At 68.8% G+C, this 22675-nt stretch carries 22 protein-coding genes; 7 read left to right on the plus strand and 15 right to left on the minus strand.

Annotated elements, in window-relative coordinates:
* Positions 1–17: 17 nt before the first annotated feature.
* The gene (locus BMW87_RS14485; RefSeq protein WP_093077021.1) at positions 18–1715 is read right to left on the minus strand and encodes an FMN-binding glutamate synthase family protein; all 1698 of its coding nucleotides are present in this window, start codon (positions 1713–1715) and stop codon (positions 18–20) included.
* A 55-nt stretch (positions 1716–1770) separates the two neighbouring features.
* On the opposite strand from BMW87_RS14485, the gene BMW87_RS14490 reads away from it, so the two are divergent.
* A complete protein-coding gene (locus tag BMW87_RS14490) occupies positions 1771–2565 on the plus strand; it encodes a YecA/YgfB family protein (RefSeq protein WP_093054132.1) in 795 nt (264 codons plus the stop codon).
* Positions 2566–2617: 52 nt separating this feature from the next.
* A complete protein-coding gene (locus BMW87_RS14495) occupies positions 2618–3805 on the plus strand; it encodes an MFS transporter (RefSeq protein ID WP_093077022.1) in 1188 nt (395 codons plus the stop codon).
* Here BMW87_RS14495 and BMW87_RS14500 read toward each other — a convergent pair.
* From BMW87_RS14500 to BMW87_RS14510, 3 genes are read right to left on the minus strand one after another with little or no spacing between them, the layout of a single operon-like run.
* The gene (locus tag BMW87_RS14500; RefSeq protein ID WP_093077024.1) at positions 3795–4112 is read right to left on the minus strand and encodes a GNAT family N-acetyltransferase; all 318 of its coding nucleotides are present in this window, start codon (positions 4110–4112) and stop codon (positions 3795–3797) included. The two genes, BMW87_RS14495 and BMW87_RS14500, sit on opposite strands and share 11 nt — an antisense overlap.
* On the minus strand, positions 4109–4603 hold the full coding sequence (locus BMW87_RS14505; RefSeq protein WP_093077025.1) for a nuclear transport factor 2 family protein: 495 nt from the start codon (positions 4601–4603) through the stop codon (positions 4109–4111). Before BMW87_RS14505 ends, BMW87_RS14500 begins: the two co-directional genes overlap by 4 nt.
* Positions 4604–4630: 27 nt before the next feature.
* Complete coding sequence (locus BMW87_RS14510; RefSeq protein ID WP_093077027.1) at positions 4631–5527, minus strand: LysR family transcriptional regulator; 897 nt, start codon at positions 5525–5527, stop codon at positions 4631–4633.
* 77 nt (positions 5528–5604) lie between these two features.
* On the opposite strand from BMW87_RS14510, the gene BMW87_RS14515 reads away from it, so the two are divergent.
* On the plus strand, positions 5605–6789 hold the full coding sequence (locus BMW87_RS14515; RefSeq protein ID WP_256216767.1) for an Acg family FMN-binding oxidoreductase: 1185 nt from the start codon (positions 5605–5607) through the stop codon (positions 6787–6789).
* 30 nt (positions 6790–6819) lie between these two features.
* Here the strand turns inward: BMW87_RS14515 and BMW87_RS14520 are convergent, their stop codons facing one another.
* A complete protein-coding gene (locus tag BMW87_RS14520) occupies positions 6820–7347 on the minus strand; it encodes a CinA family protein (RefSeq protein WP_093054143.1) in 528 nt (175 codons plus the stop codon).
* Positions 7341–7868, minus strand: a complete 528-nt coding sequence (locus tag BMW87_RS14525; RefSeq protein WP_093077177.1) for a phosphatidylglycerophosphatase A family protein — start codon at positions 7866–7868, stop codon at positions 7341–7343. The genes BMW87_RS14520 and BMW87_RS14525 overlap by 7 nt, the downstream gene beginning before the upstream one ends.
* Positions 7869–8050: 182 nt before the next feature.
* Between BMW87_RS14525 and BMW87_RS14530 the strand changes: the two genes are divergently transcribed.
* Entirely contained in the window at positions 8051–9499 is a 1449-nt protein-coding gene (locus tag BMW87_RS14530) for an MFS transporter (RefSeq protein WP_093077030.1), read from the plus strand.
* Between the two features lie 28 nt (positions 9500–9527).
* On the opposite strand, the gene BMW87_RS14535 is transcribed toward BMW87_RS14530, so the two are convergent.
* Together BMW87_RS14535 and BMW87_RS14540 are read right to left on the minus strand one after the other, a co-directional pair.
* The gene (locus tag BMW87_RS14535; RefSeq protein WP_093077031.1) at positions 9528–11243 is read right to left on the minus strand and encodes an FAD-dependent oxidoreductase; all 1716 of its coding nucleotides are present in this window, start codon (positions 11241–11243) and stop codon (positions 9528–9530) included.
* Positions 11244–11273: 30 nt separating this feature from the next.
* Positions 11274–12305, minus strand: a complete 1032-nt coding sequence (locus BMW87_RS14540; protein ID WP_093077033.1) for a Bug family tripartite tricarboxylate transporter substrate binding protein — start codon at positions 12303–12305, stop codon at positions 11274–11276.
* Positions 12306–12402: 97 nt separating this feature from the next.
* Between BMW87_RS14540 and BMW87_RS14545 the strand changes: the two genes are divergently transcribed.
* Entirely contained in the window at positions 12403–13299 is an 897-nt protein-coding gene (locus BMW87_RS14545; RefSeq protein ID WP_093054151.1) for a LysR family transcriptional regulator, read from the plus strand.
* Between the two features lie 36 nt (positions 13300–13335).
* On the plus strand, positions 13336–14046 hold the full coding sequence (locus BMW87_RS14550) for a DUF3053 domain-containing protein (RefSeq protein ID WP_093077034.1): 711 nt from the start codon (positions 13336–13338) through the stop codon (positions 14044–14046).
* 27 nt (positions 14047–14073) lie between these two features.
* On the opposite strand, the gene thiL is transcribed toward BMW87_RS14550, so the two are convergent.
* The 6 genes from thiL to BMW87_RS14580 form a co-directional block, all read right to left on the minus strand.
* On the minus strand, positions 14074–15030 hold the full coding sequence (thiL, locus tag BMW87_RS14555) for a thiamine-phosphate kinase (protein ID WP_093077036.1): 957 nt from the start codon (positions 15028–15030) through the stop codon (positions 14074–14076).
* A 30-nt stretch (positions 15031–15060) separates the two neighbouring features.
* Positions 15061–16281 carry a YbdK family carboxylate-amine ligase gene (locus tag BMW87_RS14560; protein ID WP_093077038.1) on the minus strand — a complete coding sequence of 407 codons (1221 nt, stop codon included), beginning with the start codon at positions 16279–16281 and terminating at the stop codon, positions 15061–15063.
* Complete coding sequence (locus BMW87_RS14565) at positions 16278–17549, minus strand: cation:proton antiporter (RefSeq protein WP_093077040.1); 1272 nt, start codon at positions 17547–17549, stop codon at positions 16278–16280. Before BMW87_RS14565 ends, BMW87_RS14560 begins: the two co-directional genes overlap by 4 nt.
* Entirely contained in the window at positions 17546–19531 is a 1986-nt protein-coding gene (locus BMW87_RS14570; protein WP_093077041.1) for a site-specific recombinase, read from the minus strand. Before BMW87_RS14570 ends, BMW87_RS14565 begins: the two co-directional genes overlap by 4 nt.
* 119 nt (positions 19532–19650) lie before the next feature.
* Complete coding sequence (gene apaG, locus BMW87_RS14575) at positions 19651–20046, minus strand: Co2+/Mg2+ efflux protein ApaG (RefSeq protein ID WP_093054165.1); 396 nt, start codon at positions 20044–20046, stop codon at positions 19651–19653.
* 50 nt (positions 20047–20096) lie between these two features.
* A complete protein-coding gene (locus BMW87_RS14580; protein WP_177192771.1) occupies positions 20097–21476 on the minus strand; it encodes an RDD family protein in 1380 nt (459 codons plus the stop codon).
* A 109-nt stretch (positions 21477–21585) separates the two neighbouring features.
* Between BMW87_RS14580 and rpe the strand changes: the two genes are divergently transcribed.
* Positions 21586–22281, plus strand: coding sequence for a ribulose-phosphate 3-epimerase (rpe, locus tag BMW87_RS14585; protein ID WP_093054169.1), 696 nt, complete (start codon positions 21586–21588; stop codon positions 22279–22281).
* On the opposite strand, the gene BMW87_RS14590 is transcribed toward rpe, so the two are convergent.
* Positions 22271–22537: a hypothetical protein gene (locus BMW87_RS14590; protein WP_093077045.1), complete on the minus strand. Its 267-nt coding sequence runs from the start codon at positions 22535–22537 to the stop codon at positions 22271–22273. The genes rpe and BMW87_RS14590 overlap by 11 nt on opposite strands.
* Positions 22538–22675: the final 138 nt, after the last annotated feature.

The following is a 22675-nucleotide window of genomic DNA, read 5'->3' on the forward strand; positions in this document are numbered from 1 at the left end:
GCGGCCCGGCGCTGCACTCATGCGGCCATTGCAAAGCCCGTCACAAGCCCTTGCGGGCCCTGTGTCACGGGCTGGAAACTCTCAGCACTGGCCAGCGGCCAGTAGGTACGGAAAACATTGTGCTGCTCGTCGAGCGGGCCGAGCAGTGCGCCCGGCTGCACCTGCATCACCAGGTTGCTCAACAGGCGCACTTCGGTGTCGGAAATGCGGCGCACGATGTGGTGCGCGGTGATCTGCTGCGGATGGTCGAGGCCCGCGGCCTGCACCAGCTCCTGCAGCGCATGCAGCGTGCTGCGGTGGAAGTTGCGCACGCGGTCGGCCTTGGTGGGCACCACCAGCGCCTGCTGGCGCAGCGGGTCCTGCGTGGTCACGCCCGTGGGGCAATGGCCGGTGTGGCAGCTCTGCGCCTGGATGCAGCCCAGCGCCATCATGAAGCCGCGCGCGGCGTTGCACCAGTCGGCGCCCAGCGCCATCATGCGGGCCACGTCGAAGGCGGTGATCACCTTGGCGGCGCAGCCGATCTTGATGCGGTGGCGCAGGTTCACGCCGATCAGCGTGTTGTGCACCAGCAGCAGGCCTTCCTGCAGCGGCGCGCCCACGTGGTCGCTGAACTCGACCGGCGCCGCGCCGGTGCCGCCCTCGGCACCGTCGACCACGATGAAGTCGGGCGTGATGCCGGTGGCCTGCATCGCCTTGACGATGCCGAACCATTCCCACGGATGGCCCAGGCAGAACTTGAAGCCAGTCGGCTTGCCGCCCGACAGCTCGCGCAGTTTCGCGACGAAATGCATCATCTCGGTCGGCGTGGAGAACGCGCTGTGCGACGAGGGCGAGATGCAGTCCACGCCCACAGGCACGCCGCGCGCCGCCGCGATCTCGGGCGTGACCTTGGGGGCCGGCAGCACGCCGCCGTGCCCGGGCTTGGCGCCCTGGCTCAGCTTGATCTCGATCATCTTCACCTGCGGGTCGCGCGCGTTGGCGGTGAAGCGCTCTTCGTTGAAGGTGCCGTCGTCGTTGCGGCAGCCGAAGTAGCCCGAGCCGATTTCCCAGATCAGGTCGCCGCCGTGCACCCGGTGATGCTGCGAGATCGAGCCCTCGCCGGTGTCGTGCGCAAAGCCGCCCATCTTCGCGCCCTTGTTGAGCGCGAGGATGGCGTTGGCCGACAGCGCGCCGAAGCTCATGGCCGAGATGTTGAATACGCTCGCGCTGTAGGGCTGCGTGCAGACCTGCGCCGGGTTGGCGCCCACCGGCTGCGGCGTGCCGCCGATCACGATGCGGAAATCGTGGTTCTCGAGCTTCGTCGGCTGCATCGAGTGGTTGATCCACTCGTAGCCCGCGATGGTCACGTTCAGCTGCGTGCCGAAGGGCCGGTTGTCGGGGTCGCCCTTGGCGCGCTGGTACACCAGCGAGCGCTGGGCGCGCGAGAAGGGTGCGGCTTCCGAGTCGCTCTCGATGAAGTACTGCCGCATTTCTGGCCGGATGAACTCCAGCAGAAAGCGCAAATGGCCGATGACCGGGTAGTTGCGCAGGATGGCGTGGCGGGCCTGCCGCAGGTCGTGCACGCCGGTACCTGTAAGTACCGCAAAGACTGCCACGCCGATCCAGGCCAGCCACAGGTGCGGTGACACCAGCACGAACGCGAGGCAGGCCACCAGACCGACCACGCACAGGGCGAAGGCGCTGTAGCGCGTCGGAAACGGAATAATCGTGGGCATAGAAATAGTCTCGACCGGAGCCTGCTGCATCATAGAGGGCTGCCCCGAACTTGCCATGACGACCATTCCCGACCCCATTTCGCCCCCAGAGGCCACCTCCGCAGCCCAGTCCCCCCTCGGCCCCGACGATTTCGACGCACTCGACCAGGCGCTCGACGCCATGCGCGAGCACGACGAGGAAATCCCCCAATGGGAGTTCTGCGAGGGCTTCATGGCCGCGCTGATCTGTACCCGCCGCCCCATCATGCCGTCCGAATACTGGCCCGTGCTGCTGGGCGACAGCTTCTCGTCCGCGCAGCACATGGAGTTCGTCTGGAACTGGAAGCGCCGCTGGGTCGAGATCGAAGAGGGTCTCGATGCCCCCGTCGAAACCCTCGACGACGAACGCAGCTGGCAGCCCGAGGTGCTCGACACCCGCGGCGCCATCGCCTCGCTGCCCGAGGAAGAACGTGCCGAAGTGGCCGGCGAAGCGATCCCCTCCTTCGCACAGGTCTGGGCGCTGGGCTTCATGTACGCGGTCGAGAACTGGCCCGAAGACTGGGCCACGCCGCGCGACAAAGATGCTGCGCGCATGCTCGACGACGCACTCGACAACATCGTCGCCCTCACCGAGGACGACAACGCCAAGCCCACGCTGTCGATGTACAGCGACGACGCCCCGCCCAGCGTGAGCCAGCAGCGGCTGGACGACTTCGGCGCCGCCATCTGGGCCGTGTACGACCTGCGCCAGCTCTGGAAGAGCCTGGGCCCGAAGGCCGAGACCATCCGCAAGGAAGCTGCTCCCGGCCGCAACGACCCGTGCCCCTGCGGCAGCGGAAAAAAATACAAGAAGTGCCACGGTGCCACCTAGCGCCGGCATTGGCTCTGACAGTGCACCCCTGACGCCGCGCGCGGCCTGGGTGATGGTCCTGGCGCTGTGCGCCGGGGTCGCGCTGAGCCAGGCGTTCCGCACGGTCGGCGCCATCATGGCGAGCCCGCTGCAGGCCGACTTTCATCTCTCCGCCCAGGCCCTCGGGATCTTCTCGGGGGCTTTTCACTTTGCGTTCGGCGCCATGCAGCTGTTCATGGGCATCGGCATCGACCTGCATGGCGTGCGCCGCACGGTGCTGGTGGCCTTTCCTGTCGCCATCGCGGGCGCGCTGCTGTCGGCGGTGTCGTCCAGCTACCTCGTGCTGGTGGCGGGCCAGGCGCTGATCGGCGTGGGTTGCGCGCCAGCCTTCCTGGTGTGCACGGTGTTCATCGCGCGGCACTTTCCGGCGGCGCGCTTCGCCACCGTGTCGGGCATGGTGCTGGCCGTCGGCGGCCTCGGCATGCTGGCGACCGGCACACCGCTGGCGTGGCTGGTGCAGGCCTATTCATGGCGCGCGGGCTTCCTGGTGCTGGCCGTGGCGGCCGCGCTGGCATGGCTCGCAATCTGGTACTGGGTGCACGAGCCGGCCTCGGCCGTGCCGCAGGTCAAGGAGTCGATCCCCGAGGCGATCCGCCAGTTCGGCGCGCTGTTCGCCATGCCGCACACGCTGGGCATCATGGTGCTGGGGGCAGTCACCTACGCCGCCTTCATCTCGTTGCGCGGCCTGTGGCTCGGCCCGCTGATGATGGAGCGCCACGGCTATTCGCTGGTGCAGAGCGGCAACGTCGCGCTGGCGGTGTCGGTGATCTCGCTGTTCGGCGCGCCGCTCTTCGGCCGGCTCGACCGCGACGGCGCCGGGCGCCGCCGCTGGATCGTGATCTGCGCGCTCGGCTATGCGGGGCTCTTCGCGCTCATCGCGGTGTTGCACTCGGCCTGGCTCGACATCGCCGGCATGGTGCTGATCGGCGTGCTCTCGGGCTTCATCGTCTGGCAATACGCCGACGTGCGCGGCGCCTATCCGGCCACGCTCACCGGCCGCGCGATGGCCGTGTTCACGATGGCGATGTTCCTTGGCGTGGCGCTCATGCAGTGGGGCACGGGCGTCGCCGCTTCGGTCGCGTCGGCGCATGGCGGCGACCCGCTGACGGCCGTGCTGTCCACCATCGCCGCGCTGCTGGTGATTGGCATCGCGGCCTTCGCGTGGCTGCCCGCGCCGAAGGCCGATTCCGTCAGATCTTGAAGGCGCGCTGAATGTCCGGCCGCACCAGGTCGGCGTACTCGCGATGCTTGCGGATATAGCCCGCGATGAACTGGCACACCGGAATCACATGCAGCCCCTTGGCGCGCGCCTCGTCGAGCACGTGCCTCGCGATGCCCGAGCCCACGCCCTTGCCCTCGTGCTCGGGCAGCACCTCGGTGTGCGTGAACATGATCGCGTCGGTCAGCAGGTTGTACTCGGCATAGGCCGCGAGCTTGGCATCCAGCGTGGCCTCGTAGCGGTGCTGGGTTTCGTTGTTGGAAAAGGTGAGGGCGGTGTTGTTGCTCATGGCTGGCGTGCAAGAAAAGTGGCGAGGTTGGCTGCGGCGGTGGCGCGCACCTTGTTGTGCAGCATGGGTGTCCAGCCGAGCAGCAGGCCCGGCGTGCCGAGCGCCTGGCGCGACCAGGTCCAGAACGGAAAGCTGTCGCGGTGCGTCGCGATCAGCCCCTCGGGCGTGAAGGTGAAGCGCGCGTCGATGCTGTTGTCGACGAGGCGGCCAGTGGCGCTGAAGCGGTAGTGCGCGTCCCAGTGGGCGCTGCCGGTACTGTCGTCGGCCTTCACGTCGCGCCAGGTCAGGCGCCACACGTCGGCGCCCTTGGCTTTCGTGCCCGTGGCCAGCATGCGCCACATGCCGCCCACTTCGCGCCTCCCGCGCAGCGAAAAAGCCTCGTCGTCGAACACTGCGTCGCTTGCGTAGCAGGCTTCCATGGTGGCGGCGTCTAGCTTGGCGAACGCGCTGTAGAAGCGCTCGATGGTCTGGGCATTGGTGGCTGCTGTCATGAGGCCTTCGGGTTGGTTGGCGGGGGGTCACAGCACCTGGGGAATGGTGCGGGCGAGGAAATCATAGACCGAGCGGATGCGCCGGTCGGTGCGCACTTCGCGGTGCACCGCCAGCCACACGGGCAGCACCGGCAGCTTGATCGAAGGCAGCACGCGCACCACTTCGCCGTCGGTGTGGGCCAAGGACTCGCTCACGAAGCCGATGCCCACGCCCTGGCGCAGCGCCTCCCAGTACACGCTGACGTCGTCGGTGCGAAAGCAGAAGTCCTCGCGCTTCAGGGGCGCGCCGAGCTGGGCGGAGCTGCGCAGGATGCTGTCGTCGCGGTCGTAGCCCAGCAGGTCGTGTTTGAGCAGGTCGGTGATCTGGCGCGGCGTGCCGCGGCGGCGCAGGTAGTCACGCTGGGCGAAGGTGCCGAGCGCGAACCGGCCCACGCGCCGGGCGATCACCGAGCCGGTCTCGGGCGGGCTCATGCGCAGCGCGATGTCGGCTTCGCGCCGCAGCAGGTTGCTGACTTCGTTGGTTGCCACCAGCTCGACCTGTATCTCGGGCAGCTCGCGCCGCATCTGGGCCAGCAGCGCCGGCAACAGGTGCCGCGCCGTGGCCTGGCTCGCCGAGATGCGCACCGTGCCGGCCAGCGCGGTGTTGGCGCCCGACACGCTGCGCGACAGCGCGAGCGCACCGCTTTCCATGGCGCGCGCGGCCTGCGCGAGCCGCGTGGCCATTTCGGTCGGCCGCAGGCCCCGGCCGGTGCGCTCGAACAGCACCACGCCCAGCTGCGCTTCGAGTTCGGCGATGTGGCGGCCCAGCGTGGGCTGGCTCGCGCCCACGGCGCGCGCCGCTCCCAGCAGGCTGCCATGGTCGAGCGCGGCCAGAAACGCGCGCACCAGCCGCCAGTCGAAGCCCAGTTCCTTGTCGGGTCTCATCGGTATTCAGTTTTGAATAGCAGTTATCGAAGCTTGACGCATTGTGAACTGCGGGCGCGCTTTCGATAATCCGCGCAATGGATGAGCGAAGAAACTTTGTCCGGCTGCTGGGAGGCGGCGTTGTCGTAGCGGCGGGTGCGGCCGCGCTGGCAGCCTGGTGGCTGAACTCCGACATGCCGGCGGCCGCGCTGGAGGTATGGAACGGCCCCGGCAACGAGCCCGACGTGCGCAAGCGCGCCGTCGCCTATGCCGTCACGGCCCCCACCGCGTACAACTGCCAGCCTTGGCTGGTCGACCTGCGCGAGCCCGAAGCCATCGTGGTCTATTGCGACCGCGAGCGCGTGCAGCCCGAGTCCGATCCCTTCGGCCGGCAGGTCGTCATCGGCCACGGCGCTTTCATCGAGCTGCTGGTGATGGCGCTCGCGCAACAGGGCGTGCAGGCCAGCGTGCAGCTATGGCCGCAGGGCGAGCTGATCGGCGAGCCGCGGCACTGGCCGCACATTCCGGTGGCACGGCTGCGGCTGGCGGACGGCGGCGTGCCCGATCCGCTGTTCGCGCAGGTGCTGCGGCGGCGCACGCCCAAGCAGCGCTTCGACCTCACGCGGCCGGTGTCGGCCGACATATTGCAGGGCCTCACCTCGGTGGTGCCGGTGGGCGGCATGGTGAGCTCATCCGGCACGGTCGAGATGGCGCGCGTGCTGCCCTTGCGCAGGCTCTGCGCGGCGGCCGCGCGCGTGGAGCTCGCCACGCCCGGCACCGCGATGGAAAACCTGCAGCTGCTGCGCATCGGCCCGCAGGAGATCCTCGAACACCGCGACGGCTTCTCGGTCAACGATCCGGCGCTGCGCATCGCCGTTGCGCTGGGGCAGTTCAGCCGCAGCACGCCCGCGCCCGAAGACAGCCCTTCGTTCCGCCAGGCCCTGCAGATGTTCGAGGACCAGGCCCAAACCGCGATGGGCTTCGTCTGGCTCAGCACGCGCGGCAACAGCCGCACCGAGCAGATTGCGGCGGGCCGCGCCCATGTGCGCCAGCAACTGCGTGCCACCGACCTGGGCCTGGGCATGCACCCGATGAGCCAGCCGCTCGAAGAGTTCGCGGAGATGGCGCCGTGCCGTGCGGTCGCGCACGACCTGCTGCTGGGCACCGCGCGGCCGGGCGACAGGCACAGCCCGACGGTGCAGATGATGTGCCGCCTCGGCTACCCGATGGCGCCGGTGCCTGCCGCGCCGCGCCGGCCGCTCGGCGACTTCATGACGGCCTGAAGGCCTGAAGGCCGGAGCCTGCCCGCGCGTTCAGCGCGAGAGCAGCTCGACCAGCGTCTTGAGCGCGTGATGCACCGTGGCCGCGCGCACCGTGGCGCGGTCGCCGTCGAAACGGCGGCGCTCGGTGCGCACATCGCCATCGACCGACCAGCCGAACCACACCGTGCCCACCGGCTTGTCGGGCGTGCCGCCGGTCGGGCCCGCCACGCCGGTCACGGCCAGCGCCACGCGCGACGGCGGCGAATGCGCGATCGCGCCCGTGGCCATGGCGCGTGCCACCGGCTCGCTGACCGCGCCGTTCGCCGCGATCACCGTTGCGTCCACGCCCAGCAGCTCGGTCTTGGCTTCGTTGGAATACGTGATGAAGCCGCGCTCGAACCACACGCTCGACCCCGCCAGCTCGGTGCAGGCCGCGCCGATCAGCCCGCCCGTGCAGCTTTCGGCGGTGGCCAGCATCCAGCCTTTTTTCTGCAGCAAGCCGGCCAGGGCCACGACCAGTTCGGGCGTGTCCTGGTCGGCGAGCGCCGTTGTAGAGGAAGAGTCCATCGGGTTCACCATGCGCGCCAGAGTGCAATGACCAGCAGCGTGCAGAACGCCGCCACCAAGTCGTCGAGGATGATGCCGAAGCCCGCGCGCCACCAGCGCACCTGCGCCGCATCGCGCTGCTTGAACAGCGCGTCGGCCCAGCCCACCGGGCCGGGCTTGGCGGCATCGAAATAACGGAACAGCGCAAAGGCGATGGCCTGCGCGAAGAGTCCGGCCGGCGTTACCAGCCAGAGCACGATCCAGAAGGCGATCACCTCGTCCCACACCACGGCGCCTGGGTCGGCCACGTTCATGTTGCGCGCGGCCACGGTGCAGGCCCACCAGCCGATGGGCAGCGAGGCCGCGATGATCCAGCCGATGGTCGCCGGCGTGAACCAAAGCTGCATCACCGCGAAAGCCACCCAGGCCCACAGCGTGCCCACGGTGCCGGGCGCGAAGGGCGACAGGCCCGAGCCGAAGCCCAGCGCGATGAAATGCGCGGGGTGCGACAGCAGAAAGCGCAGCGTGGCGCGGCGCATCGGGGGTTGGGGCATGGCGCCGGTGGTCGTGGTGGACAAGGAAGAAGGAGAGGAAGAAGCGGCGTGCATCGGGGCAGAAGTGTCGCGCATCTGCGCCGGCACCGGTTCGGTGCGATTTATTTATCAAAGCAATAACTTGTTTAATTGGCGCCGGCCGCCTAGTATCCGGACTCCTTTCCAAGCTTCGTCTTCGCGCCATGTCTTCCTCTTCCGCCGCCCTGCGTCCTCCGCCTGCCACCGCCGCCTGGAGCGAATTGTTCAGCGGCCGCAATGGCTGGCGCGCGCTGGCCCTGACAGGCGGCGTCGCGCTGCATGCCGTCAACGTGCACATCGTGACCACCGTGCTGCCGTCGGTGGTGGGCGAGATCGGCGGGCTCGACTGGTACGCCTGGAGCACCACGCTCTTCGTGGTCGGCTCGATCCTCGGCGCCACGCTGTCGGTGCGGCTGCTCGCGGTGCTCGGCCCGCGCGGCGCGTGCCTGGCGGCGCTGGCGGTGTTCAGCGCCGGCTCGGTCGGCTGCGCGCTCGCGCCGGCGATGCCGTGGATGCTCGCGGGCCGCACGGTGCAGGGGCTGGGCGGCGGGCTGCTCGCGGCGCTGAGCTACGGGCTGATCCAGCTGGTGTTCGAGCAGCGGCTGTGGCCGCGCGCGGTGGCGCTGGTGTCGGGTATGTGGGGCGTCGCCACTTTGTGCGGGCCGGCTGTGGGCGGCCTGTTCGCGCAGGCCGGGCATTGGCGCTGGGCTTTCTGGTTCCTGCTGCCAGTGGCGGCGGCGCAGGCGCTGCTGGTGCTCGTGCAATTGCGACCCTCGATGGGCGTGAAGCACGCGCGGCCCGAGGTTCCACCGCGCGTGCCGGGGATGCAGATCGGCCTGCTCGCGCTGTCGGTACTGGTGATTGCGGCCAGCGGCCTGTGGCCCGAGCTGCTCTGGCAGGCCGTCGGCGTGGCACTGGGGCTGGCCATCGGCTTCGCGGCCACGCGCATCGACAGTCGTGCCACTGTGCGCGTGCTGCCGAGCGGCGCCTATTCGATGAGCGCGCCGCTGGGCGCCATCTACGCGAGCGTGGCGCTGCTGCTGATCGGCAGCACCACCGAAATCTTCGTGCCGTACTTTTTGCAGCTGCTGCACGGGCACTCGCCGCTGGCGGCGGGCTACCTCACCGCCGCGATGGCGGGCGGCTGGAGCGCGGGCTCGCTGCTGTCCTCGGGCCGCAGCGGCACGGGGGCCGACCGCATGCTGCGCGCCGGCCCGGTGATCTGCACGCTGGGGCTGGCGGCGCTGGCGTGGCTGCTGCCGTCACCGGGGTTCTTCGCCGACGGCTTCGAGACATTGCTGATCGCCGTCGCACTGGCGGCCGTGGGGCTTGGCGTGGGCATCGGCTGGCCGCACCTCATCACGCGCGTGATGGCGCTCGCGCCCAGGGGCGAGGAAGGCCTGGCCTCCGCCTCGATCACCACCGTGCAGCTCTACGGCATGGCCGTTGGTGCGGCCGTGGCGGGGCTGGTCGCGAATGCGGCGGGCCTCACCGTGCCGGGCGGCGTCGAGGGCGCGCGCTCGGCGGCCGTGTGGCTGTTCACGAGCTTTGCGCTCGCGCCGGCCTTGGCGGTGTGGCTTGCGTACCGCGCCGTCGCACGGCGCGGCTGGTGAGCGGGCCAGCCTTAGAAGAAGAGAAGGCTCAGGCCACCACGCCTTCCCAGGCCAGCGCCCGCCGGCGCGCCCGCACTCGCAGGCCTTCACCGCGCAGCAGGCCCACCAGGTCGTAGACCTCGGCCGGCAGGTGCGCGCCGCGCCAGGCCACGTGCTGGTCGGGGCGGCACAGCACGAGGCGGTGCGTGTAGGCCTTGGGCACGTCCTCGGTCTCGATGTCCAGCACCGTGAGCGGCATGCTGTAGGCGGCCGCGGCCCGTTCGAGCGGCCGCACGTCCGCGCTGCGGTCGAAGCGCAGCATCGTGTAGCCGGGGCCGAAGGCGTCGTAGACCGAGCGGCCGTCCGAAAGCCAGAAGTGCGGCGCGCGGCAGCCCGGCACGGTGGACGGCGTGAACTCGCCCATCGAATAGGGTGGCGCCATGTGCTCGCCGTCGGCAATGATGATCGGCGAACCGCTGTAGAAGTAGCCGAAGTTGAGGCCGCCGCAGCAGAACTGCTGCACGTTCAACTCGTAGGCCTCGCGTCCGATGTCGGCGCGCAGCGCATCGCCGGCGGGGCCGGGCTCCTCGATGTTCGGCGGCACGGCGCGGCGCGCGCGGATCATCTTCTGCGCATGGTCCATCGCGAAGTTCGACACCTGCTCGGTGATCGGCTGGCGCTCTGCCTCGTAGGCGTCGAGGATGGCCTCGTCGCCCCAGCCCTGCACCACCGCGCCCAGCAGCCACGAGAGGTTGAGCGCGTCGGCAATGCCCGCGTTCATGCCGTAGCCCGCATAGGGCACCCACAGGTGCGCCGCATCGCCCGCGATGAACACGCGGCCCTCGCGGAAGCGATTGGCCACGAGGCGGCGGCCGATCCAGTCTTCCTTGCTGATGATCTCGTACTTGAAGTCGGGGCCCACGCCGAGGATTTCGCGCAGCGACTTGTCGCGGTCGACCGAATCGAACTCGGGCTCTTCGGCATTCAGGTGGTTGTGCACCAGCCAGGTCTCGTGCCCGTCGATGGCGAACATCGTGCCGCAGCGGCGCGGGTTCATTGCGTAGTACGACCACGCCGGCTTGCCCGGAATCAGCGCGCGCAGCTGCGGCGCGCGGATGAAGGTCGACTGCACGCGCTGGATCACGGCCGTGCCTTCGAGCCTTGCGCCGATCTGCTTGCGCACGGTGGAGGCGCCGCCGTCGCAGCCCACCATGTAGCGGCATCGGATGCTGCGCGTCACGCCGCTGTCCATGTCGGTGGCGATGGCCGTCACGCCTTCGTCGTCTTGCGTGAAGCCCGCGAACTGCGTGCGGTTCAGGAGCGTCACGCCCGGTAGCGCGGCCGTGTGCTTCAGCAGGATGGGCTCGAGGTAGATCTGGTTGATGCGATGCGGCGGCTCGGGCGTGGGCCACCACGCGTCGGGGCCTTCGGTCTCGGTGTAGCGATCGCGGCGGCACGGAATCGGAATGCGCGTGAGTTCGGTGCCCGTCACGCTGATGCGGAACACCACGTCGTTCGGGTAGTCGGCGGGCAGCCCCGCATCGCGCAGCTTCTGCGCCACGCCCAGGCGGCGGAACTGCTCCATGGTGCGCGATGCCACGTGGTTGCACTTCACGTTCGGCGGCTCCGCGAAACGGCGCGTCTCGCAGATGACGACCGAGACGCCGCGCGAGGCGAGGTCCATGGCCAGCGTAAGGCCCACGGGGCCGGCGCCGACGATCATCACGTCGGCCTGCAGTGCTGCTGCGGTGTGGTGGTCGGTCATGTTCGCAAGAGGGCGGAAGGGAGCGTGCCGTCAGTCGAGCCGGATGTGGGCGGTCTGGATCACCTTCGCCCACTTCTTCGTCTCGGATTGGATGTAGGCCTCGAAGGCTTCGGTCGAGCTCGGCGCGGGCTCCGCGCCGAGGTTGCGCATCGCGGCCTTGATCTGCTCGTCGGCGAGCGCGGCGTTGATCTCGGCGTTGAGCCGCGCAACGATGGGTGCGGGCGTACCCGCGGGCGCCACCACGCCGAACCAGCCCGTGGAGTCGTAGCCGGGCAGGCCGGCCTCGGCCACCGAGGGCACTTCGGGCAGCATCGGCACGCGCTGTGCGCTGGTCACCGCGAAGGCGATCAGTTTGCCCGCGCGGATCTGCTGCAGCGAAGCCTGCAAGTCGACCAGCGCGAGCTGGATCTGTCCCGCCATGGTGTCGAGCGCCGCGGGGCCCGAGCCGCGGTAGGGCACTTCAACCAGCTTCACGTCGGCCATCTGCGCGAACAGCGCCGCCGACAGGTGCATGGCCGTGCCGTTGCCGCCATGACCGATCGACAGCGTGCCCGGCTTCGCCTTCGCCAGCGCGATCAGATCGCGCTGCGTGCGCGCCGGAAGGGAAGGGTGTCCCACGATCACGAAGGGCGTGGCCGCGACCATGCCCACGGGTTTGAAGTCCTTCACCGGGTCGAAGGGCATCTGTGCGTACAGGCTCGCGTTGGCCGTCAGCGCACCGGCTGCGCCCAGCCCCAGCGTGTAGCCGTCGGCCGGTGTCTTGGCCACCAGCGCGAGCCCCACGTTGCCGCCCGCGCCGGGCCGGTTGTCGACCACCAAGGGCTGGCCCAGTTTCTCGTTGAGCCGCGGCACCATCAGGCGCACCACCGCATCGGCACTGCCGCCCGGCGGAAAGGTCACGATCATGCGGATGGGCCTGTTCGGGAAATCGCCGACGGTCGAAGATGGCGATGGCGCAGGTGCCTGCGCAAAAGCCGAGCCGCCGGTCAATGCCGCGCCGACTGCGCCAAGCATGAGCTGCCTGCGAAGCACGCTCTTCCCGTCGGCAAGAGGTACTGCCATCGAGGCTCCTTGAATGTGATGTGTCTTTTCAACGATTGAACGATGACAGCATTCATTCGTAAATCAAGATATTTCTAATGAAATATCATCTTTTCTGATGAATACGAACTTCAGTCCTACGATCCGCCAGCTGCGTGCATTCCTGGCGGTCTACCAGCTGAAAAAGCTCAGCGCGGCGGCTCAGCGGCTGTTCGTTACGCAGTCGGCGGTGAGCATGCTGATCCGCCAGCTCGAGGACGGACTGGACACGCGCCTGTTCGACCGCACCACGCGTTCGCTCAAGGCCACGGCGGCGGCCGAGCAGATGATGGTCACGGTCGAGCGCATCCTGCGCGACGTCGATTCGCTCTCGGCCGACTTTCGCGAACTGGCCACGCTCGAGCGCGGCCGCGTCACGCTGGCCATCACGCCCACGCTCTCGGCCTTTCTTCTGCCCGATGCCATGCGCGCGTTCAACGAGCAGCACCCCGGCGTGCGCGTGCTGGTGAACGACTGCGCGCCCGACCAGTTCATCTCGCGCATCCTCGGCGAGCACGTCGATTTCGGCATCGGCACGCCCGAGCGGCCCGGCGCCGAAGTCGAGGTGCAGCGGCTCATGCGCGACCACCTTGCGCTGGTGTGCCGGGAAGACCACCCGCTGGCCAAGGCGCGCGTGGTGCGCTGGACCGACCTGGCGCGCCATCCCGTCATCACCGTGCGCCCGGGCTACGGCGTGCGCCCGCTCATCGACGGCACCGCGGCCGATGCGGGCGTGGCGCTTGACGTGGTGAACGAGGTTTCGTTTCTCTCGACCGCCATCTGGATGACGGCCGCCGGCATGGGCGCGTCGATCATGCCCTCGGCCTTCGCGCGCGCGGAGGCCAATCCGTCTCTGGTGATCAAGATACTGAGTTCGCCGCGCGTGGCGCGCGACATCTCCATCGTCACCAAGCGCGGCCACTCGCTCTCGGCCGCGGCGCGTGCCTTCATAGAGGCTCTGAAGCGCTCCCTATAATTTTTAGATCCACAACACACGGGAGGGCCAGTCCCCATGAGAACTTTCATTCAACGTCTCGGGGCCCTGTCGCTCCTGGTGGCCTTCAGCTTCGCGCTGGTGGCCTGCGGCAACAAGGAAGCCGAGCAGCGCAAGGCCTTCACCACCTTCCTGCAGACCCGCGTGCTCGACAAGCCCGGCCTGCGCGTGCCGGTGCCTAACGAGGAAGAGAAAGCCTCGTTCGGCGACTACGCGAAGCACTACGCCGTGATCACCGACTTCAACGAAGGCATGAACAAGTCGGTGAGCCAGCCCATGACGCAGATCATGGCCAAGGGCGCGCTGCGTTCCATTGCCGACCTGCCGGCGCGCCGCGACGACCTCAAGGCCGCGAAGGATGGCCTGACCGCCTTGCGCACCGCGCTCGACCAGCAGACCGCCAAGGCCGATGCCGCGCATGCGCAGCTCAAGCAACCCGACGACCTGAAGCAGGTCTACGACAAGGCCTTCGACAAGACCGTGACTGCGCCGTCCACCACCTTCAAGGAAGTGTTCCCCGCGCTCGACACCGTGTTCAACAGCGCGCTGGCCATCGGCGACTTCATGGAGAAGAACAAGTCGAAGATCCAGGTCGCAGGCTCTTCGGTCACCGTGACCGACCCGGCGGTGCAGGCCGAGCTCAACAAGATGCTGCAGCAGCTCAACGGGCAGTCGGCAGCCATCAACGCTGCACAGCAGAAGATGCAGGCGATGGTGCGCGGCTCCTGACCGGAGCAGCGCAGCAACGACAAGAGCTCAGACGAAGTGGTCGAACGAGCCGAAGCGCTGTGACACCGGCGCGCCGGTTGCATCGACGATGCGCAGGCCGGCATCGGCCTCGATGCGGCCGATGCGCGTGACGCGCGTGGCGCTGTTCAAGCCGGCTTGCGTGACCGCGTCGCGCGCCGAGGCGGGAGCGGTGAAGACCAGCTCGTAGTCGTCGCCGCCCGAGAGCGCGCAGGTACGCAAGAGCTCGGTGCGCAGGCCGGGCGCCTCGGCAGCGATCAGGGCCGTGGCCGCATCGGCATCGAGCGTGGCGCCCACGCCGCTCGAACCGAGGATGTGGCCCAGGTCGCCGATCAACCCATCGCTCACATCCACCGCCGAAGAGGCGATGCCGCGCAAGGCCTGCCCCAGCGCCACGCGCGGCGTGGGCTGCTCCATGCGCATGCGCGTCGATTCGAAAGCCTCGGCCGACAGCACGATCGTGCCGCGAAACACCTCGAGCGCCAGCCGCGCATCGCCCAGCGTGCCGCTCACCCAGATGTCGTCGCCCGCGCGCGCGCGCGAACGCAGCAGCGCCGCGCCGGCCGGCACTTCGCCGAACACCGTGATGCAGATGTTGAGCGGGCCGCGCGTGGTGTCGCCGCCCACCAGCTCGCAGCCATGCGCATCGGCCAGCGCGAACAGGCCGCGCGAGAAGCCCTCGAGCCAGGGCTCGTCGACGCCCGGCAGCGCGAGCGCGAGCGTGAAGGCCAGCGGCTTCGCACCGCAGGCCGCCAGGTCGCTGAGGTTCACCGCCAGCGCCTTGTGGCCCAGCCGCGCCGGATCGACGGTGGAAAGAAAGTGCCGGCCCTCGACCAGCATGTCGGAGGACACGGCGAGCTGCATGCCCGCAGCGGGCGCAAGCAGCGCGCAGTCGTCGCCCACGCCCAGCGGGGAGCGCGTGGCGGGGCGCTTGAAGTAGCGCGTGATCAGGTCGAATTCACCCATGGGGGGTGAGCATAAGGGCTGAGGCCGTGCTCAGGCCTGCCCGCGGAAGCGCAGCGACGCCTGCCGCACCACTTCGGCCAGCAGCCGCTCTTTCCCCTGCTTCTCGCGCAGCCAGCGCGCGTCGTTGCGGTTGGCTTCCACGCTGGTGCGCAGCTCGCCCAGCGCCTGCGTGGCGTTGAGCGCCTCGCTGTGCCATTCGAGCTGGGTCATCGTCATCAGGATGTGGTCGCGCAGCGGCATGTGCTGGCCGGTGGCCGGGTCGACGTACACCGCGTCGAGCCCGAAGCGGCAGGCCTGGAAGCGGTTGTAGGTGTAGACGAGGTAGTCGTCTTCCGTCGGCTCGAAGGGCTGCTCCTGCAGGAACCACGCTGCCAGCGACTGTACGTAGCCCGCGAGCGCGGCGGCGCGCTCGACGGTGAGCGGTGTGTCGAACACGCGGATCTCGATGGTGCCGAACTCGGGCTTGGGGCGGATGTCCCAGTAGAAGTCTTTCATGCTGCGCACGACGCCGGTGCGGGTCATGCGCTCGAAGTACGCCTCGAACTCCTTCCAGCTCAGCGTGAAGGGCGCGCGGCCCGACAGCGGAAACGCGAACACCGAGTTCAGCCGCGCCGAGTCGAACTGCGTGTCCTGCCCCTGCACGAAGGGCGAAGACGCCGACAGCGCAATGAAGTGCGGGATGTAGCGCGACATGCGGTGCAGCATCAGCAGCGCCGAATCGGCATCGGGGCAGCCGATGTGCACGTGCTGGCCGAAGATGGTGAACTGCTTGCTCAGGTAGCCGTACAGCTCCGACAGTTCGCGAAAGCGCGGTTTGTCATAGATGCGCCGCTCGTGCCATTGCTGGAACGCGTGCGTGCCGCCGCCCACCACCGCGATGTTGAGCTTGTCGGCATTGCGGATCAGCGCCTCGCGAATGGGCGACAGCTGCGTGATCACGTCCTGCGCCGAGTGGCAGATGTCGGTCGAGATCTCGATCATGCTCGACGTCATCTCGGGCACCACGCTGCCGGGCAGCGGGGTCTGCGCCATCAGGCGCAGCATGTCCTCGGCGTACGGGGCCAGGTCGTAGTCGTGCGTGTTCACGAGCTGCAGCTCCAGCTCCACGCCGAGCGACAGCGCTTCCGACTTGTTGAAGGGTTCGAGCTTGACCGCGCGGCTCTCCGGGTCCGAAGGCAGCGGCGCCGAGCGGACGTCGTCGCTGTCCGGGTCGATAGGCGTGTTGTTGTGGTTGTTGGTTGCGGTGCTCATCGCTGCGTGTCCTCCGTGATGCTGAACGCCTGGGGCATCCAGGGCACCGAACTTTCGCCCACCGCATGGATGGCCACCGTGGCGAGCATCGCGCCCACCACCTCCATCAGCAAAATCGAGGGCAGGGCCACCTGCGTGATCATCGTGCCCAGCAGCGGCGATGCCGTGGCGAAATTGGAGGCAATGAGCAGCGCAATCGACGACAGCGGCGACATCGCACAGCCGACCCAGAAGGCCTGCTTCCAGCTCGCGCCGCTGCCCGGGTTGGCAATGGCCACGCCCGAAATCTTGGCCAGCAGGCGCACGCCGATCACGGCCAGCACCACGCTGGCCACGGGTAATGTCCAGTCGGCCTGCGCCGCCACGATCGACACCAGCACGAACATCAGCATGGTCAGCAGCGAGGCGGCAGTACCCAACTGTCGCTGCCAGGCCCAGGGCTTGGGGTTGAGCGTCTTCAACAGCACGCCGCCGATCAACGCTGCCAGCGGCGCCGAGCCGCCGATGTGCGCGGTGAGCGCGGCGCCCGCCGCGATGATCGCCAGCAGCAGGATCGACGTGTTCTCGCTCGACGGGCTCATCACCCGCAGGGCCGAACGCAGCGCCAGCGCCATGATCCCGCCGACCACGAACGACAGGCCCAGCACCACCGCCACCGGATAGAGCTTCTGCAGCATCGTCTGCGGCGCGCGCTCGATCAGCCCGGCCTGCGCATAGCCAAGTGCCAGTGCGTAGAAGGTGTTGAGCGTGGCCAGCGTCATCGCGCGTTCGGTCACGGGGCCGGCGGCGCGGGTGTCGATGATCACGCGGCTCAGCACCGCCGGAGAGGCGACGATGGCCATCAGCGCGATCGGGTTGGCCACCGGCTCGGGCAGGCCCAGCAGCGTGAGCACCCAGTACACGCCGAAGTAGGTCAGCGTGGCTTCGAGCAGGCTCTGCACCAGCACCATCGGGTTATGGCGGAACCAGCGCAGCGGCAGCCGCCCGCCGGCCTCGAACAGCACCACGGCCACGCCGAGTTCGAGCAGAAAGAGGCTGATGCCGCGCAGCGGCCAGATCGCGCCTTCGAAGCCGGCAAAGCCCACCACCGCGCCCACCAGCGAATAGCCGATGACCTTGGGAAACCCAAGATAGCGTTGCACCAGGTGGCCGGAAGCCGCCGCCGCCGCCAGCAGCAGCGACCACAGCACGGTGGGCAGGCCCGCCGAGGGGCGCACCCATTCGGACCAGAAGCCCAGCAGATCGTTGAGGAAGCTCGTCAAATTCATCCAGGCAGGAAAAAGCTCACCGGCCGGCTGCGCCAGCGGGCCCAGATCGCGCTGCGGATGCGGGCGCGGTCACCGAGGCTCACGCTGTGCGCGCGCAGCGCCAGGCGGAAAGCAAAGTAGAAACTCACGCTCACATTGAGCGCGCCAATGACCGGGATCGCCGCTACCGCCCACCACAGCGCGGGCTGCTGCAGCACCCCGAGGCCGGTGGATGCCGCGGCTGCGGCGATCTGTCCGGCCGAGAGTGTCACGTGCCGCACATCAAGGCCAAGCCCGAAGAAACCCGCGAACGCGGGCAGCAGCCCGAGCATGAGTCCCAGCGAGATGTTGGAGGCGAAGCCTGAGATGTGTGTGCGCATGAAATCGGCCCAGCGGCGGGCCCGTGCGGCGCCGAGAAAAGCGCCGATGCGGGGGTTGTAACGCATGGCGGAGTCCATGCGATGCAGGACAAAGGCGTTTTCTGTCCATCCGGCGACGATGCTGGCCGAAAACAGCAGGATGCCGGTGATTGCCGCGTAAAGCGCGGTCGGCCCCGCCAGCGAAAGCGATTTCAGCGTGGCTGCGGCATGCGCGGCGTCGAGCAACGGTCGTTCCAGCGCCAGCTGGGCCAGCAGCGCGATGCTCACCACCGCCGGCACCACGACCAGCACATTGCCCAGCACCGCCGCCACCTGCGAGCGCACGAGGTTCGCGACCTCGTCGACGAAATCGTTCACCGCGCCGTCCGAATCGATGTGGCGCAGCCGCGCCGCCATGGCCGGCGCCGTCATCGCGGGCTGCTTGGTGGCCAGCGTCAGGTGCAGCAGCTGGATCGCGACGAAGCTGGCCGCATACATCAGCCCCGCGCCCAGCCCGCTCCAGAAGGCCGACAGGCCCAGCGCGTAGATGCCGAACTTCAGCAGCACTGTGATGGCCGTGAGGGCGCCTCCGCCCGCGGCCTTCTTCACCATCTGCAGGTAGCTGGCGCGGTCGCGGGTGATGTAGTGCTCGCCGGTCTCGGCGCTGCGCTCGGTCACCTTGGCGGCCAGCATCGATGAGTTCGAAGCGATCAGCGCGCGGATGCTGTTGCGCTCGCCGCCCGCCAGCACCAGCCGGCCTACCAGTCGCGCCACGCTGGGCGCGGGGTTGGGCGCCATCAGGCAGTCGAGCAGCTCGCGAATGCGCAACACCCGCTCGCGCAACTGGCGCAGCCGGAACACCAGGCCGACCGAGATGCCGTTGTCTTCCAGGTGCGTGTAGACCGAGGCGGCGCCGGCCCGGCAGGCGTCGAGCCGGTCGCGGAAGGCCAAGAAGGCAGCCTGCAGCGCCTCCTCGTCGCGGGGCTCGCCGGGCCGGTCGAACATCTGCTCGCGCAGTTCGTCGAGGTCGGCCATCAGCGAATGGAAAGGGCGCCCCTGGCCCAGCACCTCGGTGCTCATGCGCAGGCGCAGCTCCGGCGAGAAACCGGCCGCAACCACCTGGCTGCTGCAGTAGGTGACGGCATCCATCACCGTGTGGCGCCAGCGCGGCGCGCCGTCGTCGTCCAGCGCCGCATCGGCCAGCAGCGCGCCGATGCGGGCCAGCTGCGTTTCGTCGAGCAGAGCGATCCAGCCCGCGTCGAACACGCCGGGCAGCACCATGCGGAACAGGTCCGACGCGTCGGTGGTCTCGGGCGTGCCGGGCAGGATCTTGCGGCGCAGCCGCTCGCCCAGCTCGCTGGCGAAGGCGGTGCGCGGCGCAAAGCCGTAGTCGGCCAGCAGCGTGGTCAGGTCGACCGCCTGCGTGAACACGCGCCACCAGGCGCGCAGCCGCTCGCGCAATTCGGGCCGCGCCTCGATGGCGTCGAGCAGCAGCTGCACGCGGCCGATTGCCGCCTGGGGCGAGGCGCGGTCGCCGCGCAGCCAGTCGAAGATATTGATGAGCCAGATGTGGCGCTGTGCCACGTCGGCTGTCGGGTCGAGGCCGGCAAGCAGCCCCTGCAAGTCGCGCGATGCGGCAGCCATGGAACGATCTCGTCAAGCGCCGGGGAACGCCGCGGAACCGGCTTTGCCGGGCCGCAGGTGTTGCCCCCGGCGAGGGGGGTGGCGAAGCGACACGAAGTGCGCGAAGCCTGGGGGAGTACCTAGTGAAGCACGCGGGAGACGGGGGCTCCGCCCACGTCCGCTTCGAGCACGAACATCGGAATCGGCACGTCGAAGCGCTCGCCTTCTTCCGTCACCACGAAATAGCTGCCATGCATCGTCCCGCTGGGCGCCTGCAGGCGGCAGCCGCTCGTGTAGCGGAAGGATTCGCCGGGCGCCAGCAGCGGCTGCTGGCCGATCACGCCGAGGCCTTTGACCTCCTGCGCATGGCCCGAGGCATCGTTGATGAGCCAGTGGCGGGCGATCAGCTGGGCAGCCACCGTCCCCGTGTTGGTGACGGTGACCGTGTACGAGAAGGTGTAGATGTTGTCCTTGGCCGACGACTGTTCGGCCAGGTAGCGCGGTTCGACTTGCACGCTGAAGGGGCTGTGTGACATGGGCGCGATGGTAACTGCAGGCCCTCTCCCCCCGGGTCCGCCGGGCGATGTCAGATCGTGTTGCCCTTCGGCGTGTTCTCGGGCGCTGCGGCCGGAACGGTCTGGAACAGCAGGTCGCGCAGCGCCGCGGTGGCGGCCGTGTCCGGGTCCCGGTCCGAGGTGCCGACCAGCACGATGCGCCAGACCTGGGTGCCGCTCTTCAGCAGCGTGGCGTCCACGTGCCGCGAGGCGTCCGCGGTCATCGCACCCTTCATCTGCAGGCCCAGGCGGCCCTTGACGTTGATGGGGCGCGCGCGTGCGTCCAGCTCCATCGACGGGCGCACCGCCATCGCCCAGATCCGCTGGTACTCGTCCAGGCTCACCTGCTCCATGCCACCTTCCACGGCGAAGACCGCGACCACGGTGTCCGAGAAGAAGGTGTGAACCACGTCGCCGGTGGTGTTGGACTGCTCCCGGTATTGCCACCCGCGCGGGATGCTCGCGCGCAGCTTCGTGACGGGGTTCGTCCACTCGAAGCCGGCGTAGAAGCGCATGCTTCTTTGCGCCTCGCGCTGGTTGATGAAGACCACGCCGGCCACGAGGCCCGCCAGTGCGGTCACGGCCAGGCCCGTGCGCAACACGCCGGTTCCAGCCGCCTGCACCAGGTAGCGCTTTGCGTCGTAGGTGGCGGGGCGGCCCTCCTTCACCTCGAAGAACTGGCGGCCCATGGTGAACAGCGTGACGAAGGGAATGCCCAGGCCGAGGCCGGACAGGTACATCCACGCCACGCGTCCCAGGTACTGGAGGAAGGTTGGCCGCCCGCCGTCGCGCAGCCTGACCCGCACGCCGAACAGCAGCTTGCCCAGCGTCGTGCCGAACAGGCCGAAGACGATGGCTTCGAAGACCAGCGCCACGGGCAGGAAGATGATCCCGAGCGTCGGCGTGGACGACGGGTTTTCCATCCACAGGCCGAAGGCCGGCCAGATGCGGCCCACCACCGCGGCCATGAAGAAGCCGGCGGGCAAGCACATCGTCCAGACGTCGAAGAGACGGGCGAAAAAGCGGCGCCACGGGCCGGCCGCCGGCAGGCCGGGGTCGCGCCTTTGCGGTGCTGGTGCCTCCAGGGGGCCGTCGGACAGCCACGGTTCCGGGTCGGGGCGCGCGGACTGCGGCGCGGGCATCGGGTGGTCCGAGGCTGCTTGCTCGTCGGGCAAAGGCGGCGCCTCGCGCACGGCGGCGGGCCCGAAGTCCGGCAGCAGCACGGGCTCCATGCGCATGCCGGGCAGCATCAGTTCCTCGACCTGGTGCAGGGGCTTCCAGGCCAGCCGCCCCGGACGCCAGACCAGCGTCTGCGCGTCGATGACGCCCGTGCGAATGCGTTCATGGATCTGCGCGACCGACAACGGACCCTGCCTGTCTTCGCCCCGTGCGTACCACCAGCCCTCGTCCATGGAAGCTCCCCCGTCTTGTAGTGCCGCCCTCTGCGGGCCACACAAATGTATCGGGAAGTACTCCTTGCTCCAAGGACAAGCGGGCGGGGCTGAAGCGACAATCGGGGGCATGAGCACCCCGTTTCGCATCGCGCCCTCCATCCTGTCCGCCGACTTCGCGCACCTCGGCAAAGAACTGACCGACGTGATTGCGGCCGGCGCCGACTGGATCCATTTCGACGTGATGGACAACCATTACGTGCCGAACCTGACCTTCGGCCCGATGATCTGCCAGGCACTCAAGCCCTACGCCAAGACCGCCGACGGCACCCCGGTGCCCGTCGACGTGCACCTGATGATCCAGCCGGTCGACGCACTGGCGGCCTCTTTCGCGCAAGCGGGCGCCGACTACATCAGCTTCCACCCCGACGCCTCGCCCCACACGCACCGCAGCATCCAGGCCATCAAGGCGGCCGGCTGCAAGGCCGGGCTGGTGTTCAACCCGGGGCTGGGCCTGGAGGCGCTCGACTGGGCCATCGACGACATCGACCTGATCCTGATCATGAGCGTGAACCCCGGCTTCGGCGGCCAGAGCTTCATCGACTCGGCCCTGCGCAAGATCGAACTCGCGCGCAAGCGCATCGAGCAGAGCGGGCGCGACATCCGCCTCGAGGTGGACGGCGGCATCAAGGCCGACAACATCGCCCGCGTGGCCTCGGCCGGCGCCGACACCTTCGTGGCGGGCAGCGCCATCTTCAACGCCAAGGACTACGGCGCCGTCATCACCGACATGCGCAAGCAGCTGGCGGGCGTCGTCAGCGCTTGATCTTCCCGCTCTTGTAGACGCGGTTGGCCTCCAGCCCGCGGTCGGTATCGACCAAACCGCGCTCCACGTCTTCATGGGCCTGGCGGCCCACCTCGGTCGGACGGCCGTCCGGCGTCTGCTGGCTGTCGGACGACTGGTCGTGCTCGTGCGGCAGGCGCGGCGCCGATTCGCCGCCTTGCTCCACCTTGGTCTTGCCGCCGCCGGCATCCTTTTGAGGATCGGCCGGCGCGGTCTTGCTCTTGCTGCTCTTGCTCATGCGGGGCTCCTTCAATGAAGAACGAGCCTGTGTCGCGACTGCCGCCGGGGCGGTAGGACATGCAAGGCAGCCCCTGTAGGCGGGCGTGGGCCACCATGATGCTATGAAATAAATAGCGCCTTTGCGCGCAGGGAAGGG

The organism is Variovorax sp. OV084 (assembly GCF_900111625.1).
GTDB lineage: Bacteria > Pseudomonadota > Gammaproteobacteria > Burkholderiales > Burkholderiaceae_C > Variovorax.